The sequence below is a fragment of the Nonomuraea salmonea genome, from assembly GCF_042428605.1.
Classification (GTDB): domain Bacteria; phylum Actinomycetota; class Actinomycetes; order Streptosporangiales; family Streptosporangiaceae; genus Nonomuraea; species Nonomuraea salmonea.
This window is the reverse complement of the sequence record NZ_JBHMCF010000011.1, coordinates 465236-479132: the sequence shown is the minus strand read 5'-3', so window position 1 is coordinate 479132 and position 13897 is coordinate 465236. Positions and strand designations below refer to the sequence as shown.

The window sequence follows — 13897 nt, the reverse complement described above, 5'->3', positions numbered from 1 at the left end:
GCCAGGACACCGATCAGGGGAAGGCGGCCCGGATGGCGCGTGGTGCGAGCGGCATGCCTCCCGGCGTGCGACCGCTTACGGTGGGGGACCCGGTCATCATCGGCCGCTACCTGCTACTCGGCCGCCTGGGAACGGGCGGGATGGGGATCGTCTACCTGGCCGAACACCCACAAGGTGGCCTGGTCGCCCTCAAAACCCCGCATCCGGTGCATCTCAACGATGCCACGTTACGCGCCCGCTTCGCAGAGGAAGTCGCTTTCTCCCGCAGATTGCTGCCCTTCTGCACGGCCGCCGTCATCGAGGACGACGCCGAGGGGGAGCGCCCCTACCTCGTCACCGAGTACATCCCCGGCCCCGCGCTCTCCCAGGTCGTCCTGGCAGGCGGGCCGCTGACGCCCGACCTGGCGTACGGCGTCGCGCTCGGCGCCGCCGCCGCGCTGGTGGCCGTGCACGAGGCCGGTCTCGTGCATCGCGACCTCAAGCCGGCGAACGTCCTGCTGTCCCCCGGCGGGCCGCGGGTCATCGACTTCGGCATCGCCCGCGACGTGGACGTCTCCGCCGCGCACACCCAGGCCGGGCAGGTCATGGGCAGCCCAGGATGGGTCGCGCCCGAGCGGCTGACCGGCGGGGCCGCGCTGCCCGCGTCCGACGTCTTCGCCTGGGGCTGCGTGGTGGCCTTCGCCGCCACCGGGCACCACCCGTTCGGCGGCGGCGACGACGACGTGATCACCCGCCGCATCCTCTTCGAGCCGCCCCGCCTCGACGGTGTCCCCGCGCTGCTGCGCCCGGCCGTCGCCGCCGCCCTGGCCAAGGATCCCGCGGCACGCCCCGACTCCGCCGCCCTGCTCCGTGCGCTGCTGGCGTCCGGCGGCGTCGGCGCCCCCTGGGACCTGCGCCAGGCGGTGGCCGAGGTGCTCTCCAAGATCTGGACCCCGCTCCCGCACCGGCTCGGGGACGACCACGCGGAAGGCGGCGGTCCTGCCGCCCTCCCGGACGGGGGCGAGCCGGCCCTGACTCCCGCCGGGGACGGGCTCGCGGGGCCTACGGCCGGGGTGGACCGTTCCCGGCCGGCCAGGCACGGCCGGCGGGCCCGGCAGCGCGCGCACCTCGGTCACGCGGGCTTCGCCGCGCTGGCGACCGTCTCCATCGCGGCGGTCACCGTCATCGCGGCCGCCGGCGGCGACGGCAGGAGCGCCGAGGGCGGCGCGCTGCCGCCCGGCGACCTGCCCGCCGTGGTGCAGACCTCGGGCAGCGCCCACTCCACCATCAGGCCCACCGCGTCGGCCGGGCGCGGGGTGCCGGTCGTGCGCCCGGCGACGACGGCTCCGCCGCCGGGCACGTCCACGGTGATCGTCACGCAGACGATGACGAAGGGCCCGGTCAGAACGCTCATGCCGTCCTCCGGCAGCCCGTTCAGGCAACCCCGCACCCGCACCTTCGGCCCCGGCGGCCGGGACGGCGACGGCGGCAGGGACGGCGGCAGGGGCGGGGGCGGCGACGGCGGCAGCGCCGACGAGCCGCAGACCTGCGCAGGCCCTGGCCGCCGCCCGGTCCCTCGCCGCGCCTGCCCCACTCCGTCGTCCTCGATCAGCACCATCCCTCAGGACGGCCCCGGCGAGCAGGAAAGCCCGTCCCCGACCCCCTCGGAGACCCCGGCGACCAGCACCCCCACCCCGTGACGCCGAAGGGGTGAGGGCCGCGCCGGTGGTGGGGCCGGCGCGGCCCGGTCGCCGGGGAACCGTCCCATGCCCAAGGACGTGTGCCGGCGAGCCTGTGCGGGGTCAGCGGGCGAACTGCTCCTCTTCCGTCGACCCCTTGAGCGCCGTCGTCGAGGAGTCGGGCGCCACGGCGGTGCTGACCAGGTCGAAGTAGCCGGTGCCGACCTCGCGCTGGTGCCGGGTGGCGGTGTAGCCGCGCGCCTCGGCCGCGAACTCGGCCTCCTGCAGCTCGACGTACGCGCTCATGCCGTCGGTCGCGTACCCCTGGGCCAGGTCGAACATGCCGTAGTTCAGCGCGTGGAACCCGGCCAGCGTGATGAACTGGAACTTGTACCCCATGTGCCCCAGCTCGCGCTGGAACTTGGCGATGGTGGAGTCGTCCAGGTGCGCCTTCCAGTTGAAGGACGGCGAGCAGTTGTAGGCGAGCATCTGGTCGGGGTACTCGGCCTTGATCGCCTCGGCGAACGCGCGGGCCACGTCGAGGTCGGGCGTGCCGGTCTCCATCCAGAGCAGGTCGGAGTAGGGCGCGTACGCCAGGCCGCGCGCCACGCACGCCTCCAGCCCGTTCCTGACCCGGTAGAAGCCCTCGGCGGTGCGCTCGCCGGTGACGAACGCCTGGTCGCGCGGGTCCACGTCGCTGGTCAGCAGGGTCGCGGCCTGAGCGTCGGTCCGCGCGATGACCAGGGTGGGCACGCCCGCCACGTCGGCGGCGAGCCGGGCGGCGTTGAGCGTCTTGATGTGCTGGCCGGTCGGGATGAGCACCTTGCCGCCGAGGTGGCCGCACTTCTTCTCGGAGGCGAGCTGGTCCTCCCAGTGCACGCCGGCGGCGCCGGCCGCGATCATGGCCTTCATCAGCTCGAACGCGTTGAGCACGCCGCCGAAGCCGGCCTCGGCGTCGGCCACGATGGGCGCGAGCCAGTGGGGCGCGTCGTCCACGCCCTCCGACCAGGTGATCTGGTCGGCGCGCAGCAGCGCGTTGTTGATGCGGCGCACGACGGACGGCACGGAGTCGGCCGGGTACAGGCTCTGGTCCGGATAGGTCTGCCCGCTCAGGTTCGCGTCGGCGGCCACCTGCCAGCCGGACAGGTAGATGGCCTTCAGGCCGGCCCGCACCTGCTGCACCGCCTGGTTGCCGGTCAGCGCGCCGAGGCTGTTGACGTAGTCCTCGGTGTGCAGGAGGCTCCACAGCCGCTCGGCGCCGAGCCGGGCCAGCGTGTGCTCCTCCTGGACGCTGCCCCGCAGCCTGATCACGTCATCGGCGCTGTAGGTGCGCTCGATGCCGGCCCAGCGAGGGTCGTTCTCCCATTCGTCCCGCAGCTGCTCAGCAGCTCCCTTGAGGCGATCGTTCACCGTTCACTCCTTCGGTCGTCCCCTGGGGCTCACGCCGAGTCTCTGCCCTCGCAAGCACCGCCAAATAGGGCAAACCACCGAGAAGAATCGCGAATCTTTCGTCTCCATGCATTACTCGCGCGTATTCAGCAGTGAAGAATTCGCAACTTTTACCTTTGGCCTAGACCAATCCGGCGGGCCTGCCGAGGCGGCGCCCGAACCCGAATCGGCATCGCGTTGAGGCTAGAAAATGGCTGGAAATTCTGTCTAAGATCCCAGTATGGCGTCCGTGCTGAGCGAAGAACCGCTGTCTTTGACGCAGGAGCTCGATCTGATCGCGTTCGGCCAGCGCCTGCGCCACCTGCGGAAACAGCGCGGGCTCACGCTGTCCGACCTCGGCTCGCGCGTCGGCCGGGCGCCGAGCCAGCTCTCCCTGCTCGAGAACGGCAAGCGCGAGCCCAAGCTCTCCCTGCTCAAGTCGCTCGCGACCGCGCTCGGCGTGCCCGTCGAAGAGCTGCTGCGCCGCCAGCCGCCCAACCGCCGCGCCCAGCTGGAGATCGCGCTGGAGGAGGCCCAGCGCGACCCCGTCTACGCCGGCCTCGGCCTGCCCCGGCTCAAGGTCTCCGCCCGCGTGCCCAACGACGTGCTCGAACACATACTCGGCCTGTACGGCGAGCTACGCGCCCGCCAGGCCAGAGGCACCGCCACGCCCGAGGAGGCCAGGGTCGCCAACGCCGAGCTGCGCCGCCGCCAGCGCGAGGTGGGCAACTACTTCCCCGAGATCGAGAAGGCCGCAGCCGAGGCGCTCGACGCGGTCGGCTACCGTACGGGCGCGCTGTCACAGAGCATGATCCAGAGTGTGGTCACGCACTTCGGCTACACCGTGCACACCGCCCAGGACCTGCCGCGATCGGTGCGTTCCATCACCGACCTGCGCCACCGCCGCATCTACGTCAAGCACGAGCAGCTCGGCATGCACACCCCGCGCACGATCCTGCTCCAGACGCTCGGCCACCTCGCGCTCGGCCACGACAAGCCGCGCGACTTCGCCGACTTCCTGCGCCAGCGCACCGAGGCCAACTACTTCGCCGCCGCCGTCCTGGTGCCCGAGAAGGCCGCCGCGCTCTACCTCCAGGAGGCCAAGTCCGACCGGGCGCTGTCGGTGGAGGACCTGCGCGACGTCTTCGCCGTGTCGTACGAGATGGCCGCCCACCGCTTCACCAACCTCGCCACCCACCACCTCGGCCTGGTCTGCCACTTCGTGCGCAACGACGCGGGCGGCACCATCTACAAGGCGTACGAGAACGACGGCATCGTCTTCCCCGCCGACGAGCAGGGCGCCATCGAGGGGCAGCGGATGTGCCTGCAGTGGTCGGGGCGGCAGGTGTTCGCCTCGCCCGACCGGTTCTCCGTCTACTACCAATACTCCGACTCGCCCACCGGCACCTACTTCTGCGTGGCGCACGTCGATCCGTCGCGCGAGCGGGACTTCGCGATCACGCTCGGGGTGCCGTACAAGGAGTCGCGCTGGTTCCGCGGGCGCGAGACGACCAGCCGCACCCGCTCCAACTGCCCCAACGGCGACTGCTGCCGCCGCCCGCCGGCCGAGCTGGCCGAGCGCTGGGAGGGCTACGCCTGGCCGTCGGCCCGCGCCAACAGCCACGTGCTGGCCGCGCTGCCGCCCGGGTCGTTCCCCGGCGTGGACGAGGCCGACGTCTACACGTTCCTGGAGCGGCACGCGGCGGGCGGCTGAGGCTTCAGGCCCGGCCCCTGATCCGCGACCACCACGTCGCCGCCCGGTCGAGCACCTGGTCGCAGCGGTAGTACAGGCCCGGCGGCACGTGCGGGAGCACGGTCGAGTGCCGCCGGCCGAGCAGGGTGAGCAGCTGCTCGGGCGGCAGCTTCGCGTAGCGCGGCAGGTTCTCGTACCAGCGGGCGCTGTAGCGCGCCGCCTTCTGGGCGCGCCGGATCGTCGCCTGCCGGCCCCGCTCGTAGCCGGCCAGCGCCGCGGCGAGGTCCTTCTCGGTGGTGAGCGAGTGCACCAGGTGGGCGGCGTCGCCGAGGGCGAGCGCGGTGCCCGCGCCGATGGAGTAGTGGGTGGTGTGCGCGGCGTCGCCCATGAGCACGAGGTTGCCGTGGTGCCAGCGCTCGTTGGTCACCGTACGGAAGTTCAGCCAGCGGGCCCGCTCACCGGCGTCGTCGCGGCCGATCAGCGGATGGCCGTCGAGGATGTCGGCGAACAGCTTCTCCAGCAGCGCCAGGCCCTCGGCGTCGGTGGCCCGGTCGAGGCCGAGCCCCTCCCACGTCTCGGGCGAGCACTCGATGACGCAGGTGCTGTGGCCGGCGTCGTAGCCGTAGCCGTAACACCAGATCCAGCCGTGCGGGGTTTCGGCGAAGGAGAACGTGAACGGCCCGAACACCTTGGTCGTGGCCAGCCACAGGTAGGCGTTGCGGCCGAGCGCGACGGCGGTGCCGAAATGCCCGGAGTGCCGCTCGCGCAGCGCGCTGTGGACGCCGTCGCAGGCCACGATCAGGTCGGCGTCCGACAGCTCCTCCTCGCCGGTGATCTCCCGCCCGTACTCGATGTGCACGCCGAGCGAGCGGGCCCGGTCGGCGAGGATGCCGAGCAGCAGGTTGCGGCCGATGCCGAAGCCGCCGTCCCAGTGGCCGACGCGGGCGGGCGGATGCTCGCCGACCCGCGCCACCCACGACTTCCAGCGCACCGAGCCGTCACGGATGGCCCGCGCGGACTCGGGGTCGATGGCGCGCAGCTTGGCGTACAGCTCGTCCCAGTACGTCACGCCCCACCCGTACGTCGAGCCCTCCGGATAGCGCTCGTAGACGGTGACCTCGTGCGCCGGGTCGGTGCGCTTCAGCAGCAGCGCGAAGTAGAGACCGGCGGGACCACCACCGACGCACGCGACCTTCACCCGAAACCCCCGATGTTGCGCAATGTCATCAAGTCGTTGCAGAGAGTATCAGAGGGGTGCGTCCGAGCCGGGGAGGCGGGTTCACGATGGCTTGTCGAGCACCTCGTGCAGCCAGGCCCGCTCGGCGCGGCTGGTCGCGGCGGCGACGACGAGCATGCCGCGCCGGTAGGGGTCGGCCACGTCGGCGGCGCGCAGCGGGCGGTCACCGTCGTGGAAGAAGCTCGCCGGCTGCTCCAGGAAGGCCAGCCGGCGGCGGAGCACGGCATCCCGCTCGGCGGGATCGGGCAGCAGGGACAGGAACGCCAGGATCGTGAAGAAGCGGGAGCCGTCGGTGATGTCGTGCTCGGCCGGCTCGCGCAGGCGCCGCAGCAGGTCGGCACGGCCCTGCGCGGTGAGCGTGAGCGTCTGGCGCCGGGCCGCCACCGCGCCCGGCTCCGCGCGGCGGTCGAGCAGCCCCGCCTCGACCAGGCGGTTGATCGCCGGATAGAGGCTGCCGTCGCTGACCGGCCGGGCGTGGCCGGACAGAGTGGCGACCTTGCGGCGCAGCTCGTAGCCGTGCAGCGGCCCTTCGGCCAGGAACCCCAGGATCGCCAGCTCCAGCATGCTGTTATCCTGCCACATCGAAACGAGGTATATCGAATCGAGGTATGGCACATGATGTACACCGAGGAGTGGGTCGGGGCGCGGGCCCGCGAGGCGTACGAGCGGGGGCGGGCGAGCTTCGAGGTGCGCCCCGAGCGGTCGGCGCTGCTGGTCATCGACATGCAGGACGAGTTCGTCCGGCCCGGGTGGAGCCCTTTCTGGGTGCCCGCCGCCACCCGGATGGCCCCGCGGCTGCGGCATCTGGCCGAGCGCTGCCGGGCCGCCGGCGTACCGGTGATCTGGACCATCTTCGACGACACCCACCTCGGGCTCGACCGGCCGCGCGCCCTGCGTCACCTGCCGCACGCCGAGACGGACTGGCGGCGGCCAGGACCGGCCGAGGTGTGGGCGGAGATGGGCTACCGCGAGGACGAGGTGCTGCTCCGCAAGCCCTCCTACGGCGCCTTCCACGAGACGCCGCTCGACACCATCCTGCGCAACCTCGGCCGCGACACCGTCATCGTGACCGGAACGCTGACCAACTACTGCTGCGGCACCACCGCCAGGCAGGCGTACGAGCGGGGCTATCAGGTCGTCTTCGGCGCCGACGTGACCGCCACCGACGACGAGTCGCGCCAGGAGCCCGAGCTCGCCGTACTGCGCAAGGGCTTCGCGATGGTGCTGACGGCCGAGGAGATCCTGGGCCTCCTGCCCGCTCAGAGCGCCGGCTCGACCCGGTAGCGCTCCAGCCAGTGGTGCAGCTGGACGAACCGCTCCAGTGCCGCCCGGCTTCCCGGCGAGGCCGGTTCGTCGACGGTCGCGCGGGCCTTGGCCCAGTCGACCAGCCGCCCCGCCGGCGAGTCCCGCAGCTCCAGCAGCTCGCGGGCCCGTTCGCGCAGCGCCTCGTCGTACGACGGGTCCTGGGTGGCCGGGTACGGGCTCTTGACCCGCTGCAGGATGCTGTCCGGCAGCAGGTCGGTCGAGGCCGCGCGCAGCAGGCTCTTCTCCCGCCCGTCGAACGTCTTGATCGCCCACGGCGCGTTGAAGACGTACTCGACCAGGCGGTGGTCGCAGAACGGCACGCGCACCTCCAGCCCCACGGCCATGCTCATCCGGTCCTTCCTGTCGAGCAGGATCTGCACGAACCGGGTCAGATGCAGGTAGCTGATCTCGCGCATGCGCCGCTCGTGCCCGCTCTCGCCCGGCAGCCGCGGCACCTCTTCCAGCGCCTGGCGGTAGCGTTCGGCGCGGTAGGCGGGCAGGTCGAGCAGGCGCAGCAGGTCGTCGTGGAACAGCCGCTCGGCCCCGGCGTGCGCGGCGGTGGCCGGGCTGGCCAGCCACGGGAACGTCTCGGCCGCCACCGACTCCGGGTCGTGGAACCACCGGTAGCCGCCGAACACCTCATCGGCCGACTCGCCTGACAGGGCCACCGTCGAGTGCCCCCTGATGGCCTTGAACAGCAGGTACAGCGACGTGTCCATGTCGCCGATGCCCATCGGCAGGTCGCGCGCCCGCAGCACCGCCGAGCGCACGGCCGGGTCCATCAGCGCGGCCGAGTCGAGCACGATGTCGCTGTGGTCCGCGCCGGCGTAACGGGCCAGCTCGTGCACGTACGGCGTGTCGGGGGTAGAGCGGGTCAGATCGGGCTTGAAGTTCTCGCTGTAGCCGGTGAAGTCCACCGAGAACGAGCGCACGGTGCCGAGACCCTGCTCGCGCAGCAGCTTGGCGGCCAGCGCGGTGACCATGCTGGAGTCGAGGCCGCCGGACAGCAGCGTGCACAACGGCACGTCGCTGATGAGCTGCCGGGTGACGATGTCGTCGAGCAGCTCGCGCACGGTCTTGACGGTCGAGCTCACGTCGTCGGGGTGCTCGCGGGAGGAGAGCCGCCAGTAGCGGCGCTTGACGATGCCGTCCCTGGAGACGCGGACGACCTGGCCGGGGCGCACCTCGTACAGGCCGGACAGGATGCCGTGCTCGGGCGTCTTCACGAACGCCAGCAGCTCGCGCAGCCCGTCCATCTCCAGCACGCGCCGGGCCAGCGGGTTGGCCAGGATCGCCTTCGGCTCCGAGCCGAACAGCACGCCGTGCGCGGTCGGGTAGTAGTAGAGCGGCTTGATGCCCATGCGGTCGCGCACCATGAGCAGCCGTTCGGCGCGCGGGTCCCAGACGGCGAAGGCGAACATGCCGTTGAGGTGCTCGGCCAGGTCCTCGCCCCACTGCAGGTAGGAGCGCAGCAGGACCTCGGTGTCGCTGCGGGTGCGGAAGACGTGCCCGTGGCCCTCCAGCTCGGTGCGCAGCTCCTCGAAGTTGTAGATCTCCCCGCTGTACGTCAGGACCGCCGCCTCCCGGCCCTCCTGCCCGGCTGTCATCGGCTGCCGTCCGCCGGCCAGGTCGATGATGGCGAGCCTGCGGTGCCCGATGGCGGCGTGCGGAGCCAGCCACAGCCCTTCGTCGTCGGGCCCCCGGCAGGCCATCGTGCCGGTCATCTCCTGCGCGATCCGCCGCTCCTGTCGCAGGTCACGCTCGAAGTCCACCCAGCCGGCTATGCCACACACGTCGATCTCCCGTCGTCCCAGGATCCGGGTTGTGCCCGCCATCGGGTAGAGCGTTGGGCAAAACCCGTACAAACCTGGTCAACGCGGGCGGGCGATCACCCGGCAGCCCGCACCGGGCGAGTTCGAGACCGCCTTCCACCTGACCGGCTCGTCGCCTGGCCAGGCCGGCGACAGCGCCAGCTCGCGGGTGAAGACCTGCAGGAACGTGCGCATCTGCACCATCGCCAGCCGATCACCCAGGCAGGTGTGCGCGCCGCCGCCGAACGGCATCCACCCATAACCGGCGGGCCGGCCGTCGAGCCAGCGTTCGGGGCGGAACGTGGCCGCGCCGGGATAGAGGGCCGGGTCGTGGTGCAGCGTCCGCAGGTGCACGATGATCGTGGTGCCCGGCGACAGCAGCCGGCCGCCCAGCTCGAACGGCCGCCTGACCACCCGGCCGAAGAACGCCACCGGCGGGCGCACCCGCAGCGCCTCGTACGTCACCGCGCTCGCGTACGCGTCACCCTCGCCCAGTTCGCTCTCGCCGGTCACCCGCCGTAGCACCTCGGGATGGCGCACCACCCGCTCGAACACCCACGCCAGACCGTTGGCCGTGGTCGTCCGCGCCCCCGCGATCATGCTCATCACCTGGTCACGCACCACCGAACGGGGCAGCGGCAGGTCGTCGTCGTCGCGCGCCCGCAGCAGCGCGCCGAGCAGGTCGTCGCCCTCGTCGCCGTCCCGACGCCGGTCGATCTCGGCGTGGATCAGCCGGTCGCAGGCGTCCTTCGCCCGGTGGTAGGACGGCCACCAGTCCAGCGCCCCCACGTGCCGCAACGCGTAGCGGACGGTGATCTCGTAGGAGTCGGCCCGCCTGAACAGCTCGCGCAGCGGCACCCGCCAGGCCCGCTGCCGCTCCGGGCTGAGACCCATGGTGAGCTCCAGGACCGCCTCCATCAGCGCCCCGTGCAGCAGGGGCCGCAGCGGGAACGGCACGCCGGAAGGACACCGGGCCGCCGCCCGCAGCGCGAGCCGCTCCGTGGCCGCGCGCAGCCGCTCGGGCACCCGGTCGCGGACCGACGGCGCCATGAGCGTACGGATCTCGCGATGCTCGGCCCCCTCCAGCCTGGCCAGCCCGCTCGGCCCGATGACCGGCTCCTGCACCCGGTTGGCCGGGCCCGCCGCCACCACGCCGGCGGGCGCCCGCATCACCGCCCTGACCAGCGCGGGATCCGACACCAGCACCGCCCTGCCGATGCCGGGGAACCACAGGCCGGACATGCCGCCCGTACGGCGCAGCCTGCGCTCGACCACGCCGTCGCCGGTCAGCAGCGCGGCAGGCAGCACGCCGCTGCCCAAGAAGGTTTCCCAGAACCGGGGGCTCCTGCGGCAGGCCGTCACGAGAGAGTAACTTACCGTCATGCGACAATCGCGCAGTGTGATTCCGGATACTCCCGTGGCCGGCGCGACCGCCCGGCCGGTACGCGACCGGCGCGGGCTGCGGGCGTTCGTCGAGCTGCCCTACCTGCTGCACGGCGACGACCCGCACTTCGTGCCGCCGCTGCGCGGCGAGTGCCGGTGGCTGCTCGACCGGCGCCGCAACCCGTTCTTCGCCTACGGCGACGCCGAGCTGTTCACCGTCACCGCCGGCGGGCGGGTGGCCGGCCGCGTCGCCGCCGTGCACAACCCGCGGCACAACGCCGCCCACGGCGGCCGCGACGGCTTCTTCGGGCAGTTCGCCTGCGCCGACGATCCCGCCGTCGCCGCAGCGCTGCTCGGCGCCGCCGCCCGGTGGGCGCGCGAGCGGGGGCTGACGAGCCTCGCCGGGCCGGTCAACTTCACCATGAACGACGAGTGCGGGCTGCTCGTCGACGGCTTCGGCGAGCGGCCGGCCGTGATGATGCCGTACAACCCGCCCTACTACCGCGACCTGCTCGAAGGGTGCGGGCTGCGCAAGGCCAAGGACCTGTGGGCGTGGCGGCGCGGCCCCCATCCCCTCGGCGAGCGGCTCGCCCGCGTCGCCGAGCGCGCGCGGCGGCGGCACGGGCTGACCGTACGCCCGCTCGACGGCCGCCGCTTCACCGCCGACATCGACCGGGTCAAACACATCTACAACGACGTCTGGCGCCACAACTGGGGCTTCACCCCGATGACCGACGCCGAGTTCGCCGCCACCGCGCGGCGCCTGCGCTCCGTCATCGACCCCCGCCTCATCCAGCTCGCCGAAGCCGGCGGCGAGCCGGTGGGCGTCGCCCTGGTGCTGCCCGACCTCAACGAGGCCCTGCCCGCCGCCCGCGGCCGCCTCACCACGTGGGGCCTGCCGATCGGCCTGCTCCGGCTGGCGCGCGCCGCCCGCCACGTCCGCCGCACCCGCGCGGTGCTGTTCGGCGTCGTGGAACGCCTGCGCGGCCAGGGCGTCGAAGCCGTCCTGTACGCCGCCGCGTACGACGCGATCCGCGCCCGCGGGCCGGTCGACTGCGAGCTGAGCTGGACGCTGGAGGACAACGACGCCGTCAACCGCTACCTGGCGGCCGACGGCTGCGTGCGCACGAAGACGTACCGCATCTACCGGCGCGACCTGTGACGCGCGTACTCGTCACCGGCGCCACCGGTTTCGTGGGCGGTCACCTGGTCAGGGCGGCGCTCGCCCGGGGGCACGCGGTCACCGCGCTGGCCCGGCCGTCTGCGAGGGTCGTCGCGCTGCGCGCTCAGGGCGTGCACGTGGTGGAAGGCGACCTGGTCACCGGACGGGGCGTGAAGGAGGCGGTACGCGACGCCGCCGTGGTCGTCCATCTGGCCGCCGCCGTCAAGGCCAGGAGCGCGGCCGAGCTGTGGGCGGTCAACCGCGACGGCACCGCCCGGCTCGTCGAGGCGCTGGCGGCGCGGCGCGTACCGCCCCGGCTGGTGCACTGCTCGTCGCTGGCCGCCGCCGGTCCAGGAGGCAGGGGGCCGGTGTCGGCGTACGGTGCGAGCAAGCGCGCCGCCGAGGACGCGATCCGCGCGCACGCCCACCGCGTGCCGTCGGTCATCCTGCGCCCCGGCATCGTGCACGGCCCCGGCGAGCCCGCGCTGCTGCCCGCCCTGCTCCCGCTGGTCCGGCTCGGTCTGGTGCCCCGGCCGGGCCGTGCCGCGGGCCGCTACAGCATGATCCACGTGACCGACCTGTGCGCCGCGCTCCTCGCCGCCACAGAACGCGGCGCCACCGTACGCCACGACGACCCGTTGACCGGCGTCTACCCGCTCAGCGACGGCATCGTCCACCACTGGCCCGGCATCTGCGCCGCCGTCGCCACCGCCCTCGGCCGCCGCACCCCTACGGTCCTGCCGATCCCCCTCCCCGTCATGACCGCCATCGCCACGCTGGCCGAGCTGCTGGGCCGCACCCGCCACACGGTGCCCGCCCTCAACCGCGACAAGGTACGCGAGATGCGCCACCCCGACTGGACCTGCACCTACGACGCCGCCGCCCGCGACCTTGGCTTCACCCCGTCCCTCACCTTCGCGGACGGCCTGAGAGCAGCACTCGCCCCTGAAGGATCCGACCTGCCGTGACCTCTCCTCCTCGTGCCGTGCCGCTGACCCTGGGCGACCACTACGTGCTGAGCCTGGCGCGGGCGGCGGCGGCCGACTCTCGCATGCACATGGCCGTCGCCGCCCACCTGCCCGGCGGCCCGCCCGCGCCGCCGGACCTGCACGAACGGATCGCCGCCACGGCAGGACGGGCGCCCGTCCTGCGGTACCGCCTGACCGGCGCGGGACGGCACGCCGCATGGGCGCCCGATCCGGGCTTCGACCCGGCCCGCCACGTCACCCACCACCACCTGAGACCGGGGCAGGACGTCGCCCAGGCGGCCCTCGACCTCATCGCCGACCGCCCGCTGCCCCGCGACCGCCCGCTGTGGGATCTGCTGGTGCTGCACGGCCACACGCCGGGCGAGCACGTCCTGGTGCACCGCGTGCACCACGCGTTCCAGGACGCCCTGGGCCTGCTCAGCGGCATCAGGGCGCTGACCGGCGACGAGCGCCTGCCGCATCCGGCGCCCGAGCCGCCCGCCAGGGACGCGCCCGCGATCCGCGGGACGCTCGCCGACCTCGCCAGACTGGCCGCACCGCTGCCACGCTGGCACCCGTCGAAGCCGCCCGGCGGCCAGGGCCCGCGCCTGCTGGCCGTGCCGCTGGACGCCGGGGCGCTGCGCGCGGTCGTCCAGCGCACCGGCGCCACCGTCACCCAGGTCATGCTGGCGCTGCTCGCCGGCGCCCTGCGGTCGTGGCGCCCGCAGGTGTGGCGCTCGCGTCCGGGGATCACGGTGAACCTGCCGGTGAGCGTCCGGGGACCGCGCAACCACGCGGCGCTGGGCAACCACGTCGGCGTCTTCCCGGTCACGCTGCCGTGCGGCGAGCCGGCACCGTACGCACGGCTGCGCGCGATCGCCGATCAGACCACGCTCGCCCTCATCAGCCGGCAGCGCCGCCGCATCCGCGCCCTCTACCGGCTGCCCGCCGCCGTGTCCAGGACGGCGTTCGGCGCCGCCATGCCGCTGGTGGCGCGCGGCGCGCCGTGCCGGCTCGACGTCGGCACCATCCGCATCACCGGCGAGTTCCCCGCCGCCCGCGAGCTGTTCCTGTGCCCGCCACTGGCCCCGGGCGTCTCCGCCATGATCACCCTCCTGTACGGCAGGGGCGCCGCGTCGGTGTGCGGCGTGTTCGACGCCTCCGTCGACGGCCCCCACGAGGTGCTCGCCCTGGTCGCCCACGCCTTGGCCGAACTGCACGCCGACGTCGGGAAAGGCCACCGGTGACCGCG

The 13897-nt window shown here is 73.2% G+C and carries 11 protein-coding genes; 6 read left to right on the top strand and 5 right to left on the bottom strand.

Annotated elements, in window-relative coordinates:
- Positions 1-65 precede the first annotated feature (65 nt).
- The gene (locus tag ACFFR3_RS12590) at positions 66-1679 is read left to right on the top strand and encodes a protein kinase domain-containing protein (protein WP_364366868.1); all 1614 of its coding nucleotides are present in this window, start codon (positions 66-68) and stop codon (positions 1677-1679) included.
- 102 nt (positions 1680-1781) lie between these two features.
- Here the strand turns inward: ACFFR3_RS12590 and aceA are convergent, their stop codons facing one another.
- Positions 1782-3068, bottom strand: a complete 1287-nt coding sequence (gene aceA, locus ACFFR3_RS12585; protein ID WP_345402404.1) for an isocitrate lyase — start codon at positions 3066-3068, stop codon at positions 1782-1784.
- Between the two features lie 259 nt (positions 3069-3327).
- Here aceA and ACFFR3_RS12580 point away from each other — a divergent pair, with 259 nt between their 5' ends.
- On the top strand, positions 3328-4800 hold the full coding sequence (locus ACFFR3_RS12580; protein WP_379483154.1) for a helix-turn-helix domain-containing protein: 1473 nt from the start codon (positions 3328-3330) through the stop codon (positions 4798-4800).
- Between the two features lie 4 nt (positions 4801-4804).
- On the opposite strand, the gene ACFFR3_RS12575 is transcribed toward ACFFR3_RS12580, so the two are convergent.
- A complete protein-coding gene (locus ACFFR3_RS12575) occupies positions 4805-5977 on the bottom strand; it encodes an FAD-dependent monooxygenase (RefSeq protein ID WP_345402407.1) in 1173 nt (390 codons plus the stop codon).
- Between the two features lie 81 nt (positions 5978-6058).
- Entirely contained in the window at positions 6059-6580 is a 522-nt protein-coding gene (locus ACFFR3_RS12570; protein ID WP_345402410.1) for a PadR family transcriptional regulator, read from the bottom strand.
- 51 nt (positions 6581-6631) lie between these two features.
- On the opposite strand from ACFFR3_RS12570, the gene ACFFR3_RS12565 reads away from it, so the two are divergent.
- Positions 6632-7300 carry a cysteine hydrolase family protein gene (locus ACFFR3_RS12565; protein ID WP_345402415.1) on the top strand — a complete coding sequence of 223 codons (669 nt, stop codon included), beginning with the start codon at positions 6632-6634 and terminating at the stop codon, positions 7298-7300.
- On the opposite strand, the gene asnB is transcribed toward ACFFR3_RS12565, so the two are convergent.
- Positions 7276-9156 (bottom strand): asparagine synthase (glutamine-hydrolyzing), encoded by a 1881-nt coding sequence (asnB, locus tag ACFFR3_RS12560; protein ID WP_379483153.1) that lies wholly within the window; start codon positions 9154-9156, stop codon positions 7276-7278. The genes ACFFR3_RS12565 and asnB overlap by 25 nt on opposite strands.
- Positions 9157-9192: 36 nt before the next feature.
- Positions 9193-10452: a cytochrome P450 gene (locus ACFFR3_RS12555; protein ID WP_379483152.1), complete on the bottom strand. Its 1260-nt coding sequence runs from the start codon at positions 10450-10452 to the stop codon at positions 9193-9195.
- A 79-nt stretch (positions 10453-10531) separates the two neighbouring features.
- On the opposite strand from ACFFR3_RS12555, the gene ACFFR3_RS12550 reads away from it, so the two are divergent.
- Genes ACFFR3_RS12550 through ACFFR3_RS12540 form a run of 3 tightly spaced genes read left to right on the top strand, consistent with a single transcriptional unit; the run spans position 10532 to position 13892 of the window.
- Positions 10532-11677: a GNAT family N-acetyltransferase gene (locus tag ACFFR3_RS12550; protein ID WP_379483151.1), complete on the top strand. Its 1146-nt coding sequence runs from the start codon at positions 10532-10534 to the stop codon at positions 11675-11677.
- Positions 11674-12645 (top strand): NAD-dependent epimerase/dehydratase family protein, encoded by a 972-nt coding sequence (locus ACFFR3_RS12545; RefSeq protein ID WP_379483150.1) that lies wholly within the window; start codon positions 11674-11676, stop codon positions 12643-12645. The genes ACFFR3_RS12550 and ACFFR3_RS12545 overlap by 4 nt, the downstream gene beginning before the upstream one ends.
- Positions 12642-13892 carry a wax ester/triacylglycerol synthase domain-containing protein gene (locus ACFFR3_RS12540; protein ID WP_379483149.1) on the top strand — a complete coding sequence of 417 codons (1251 nt, stop codon included), beginning with the start codon at positions 12642-12644 and terminating at the stop codon, positions 13890-13892. Before ACFFR3_RS12545 ends, ACFFR3_RS12540 begins: the two co-directional genes overlap by 4 nt.
- Positions 13893-13897 lie beyond the last annotated feature (5 nt).

Bases quoted from the DNA above. Each gene is read 5' to 3' on its own strand.
- ACFFR3_RS12580 (WP_379483154.1), top strand. From the start codon at position 3,328: ATGGCGTCCGTGCTGAGCGAAGAACCGCTGTCTTTGACGCAGGAGCTC.
- ACFFR3_RS12570 (WP_345402410.1), bottom strand. From the start codon at position 6,580: ATGCTGGAGCTGGCGATCCTGGGGTTCCTGGCCGAAGGGCCGCTGCAC.
- ACFFR3_RS12565 (WP_345402415.1), top strand. From the start codon at position 6,632: ATGATGTACACCGAGGAGTGGGTCGGGGCGCGGGCCCGCGAGGCGTAC.
- asnB (WP_379483153.1), bottom strand. From the start codon at position 9,156: ATGGCGGGCACAACCCGGATCCTGGGACGACGGGAGATCGACGTGTGT.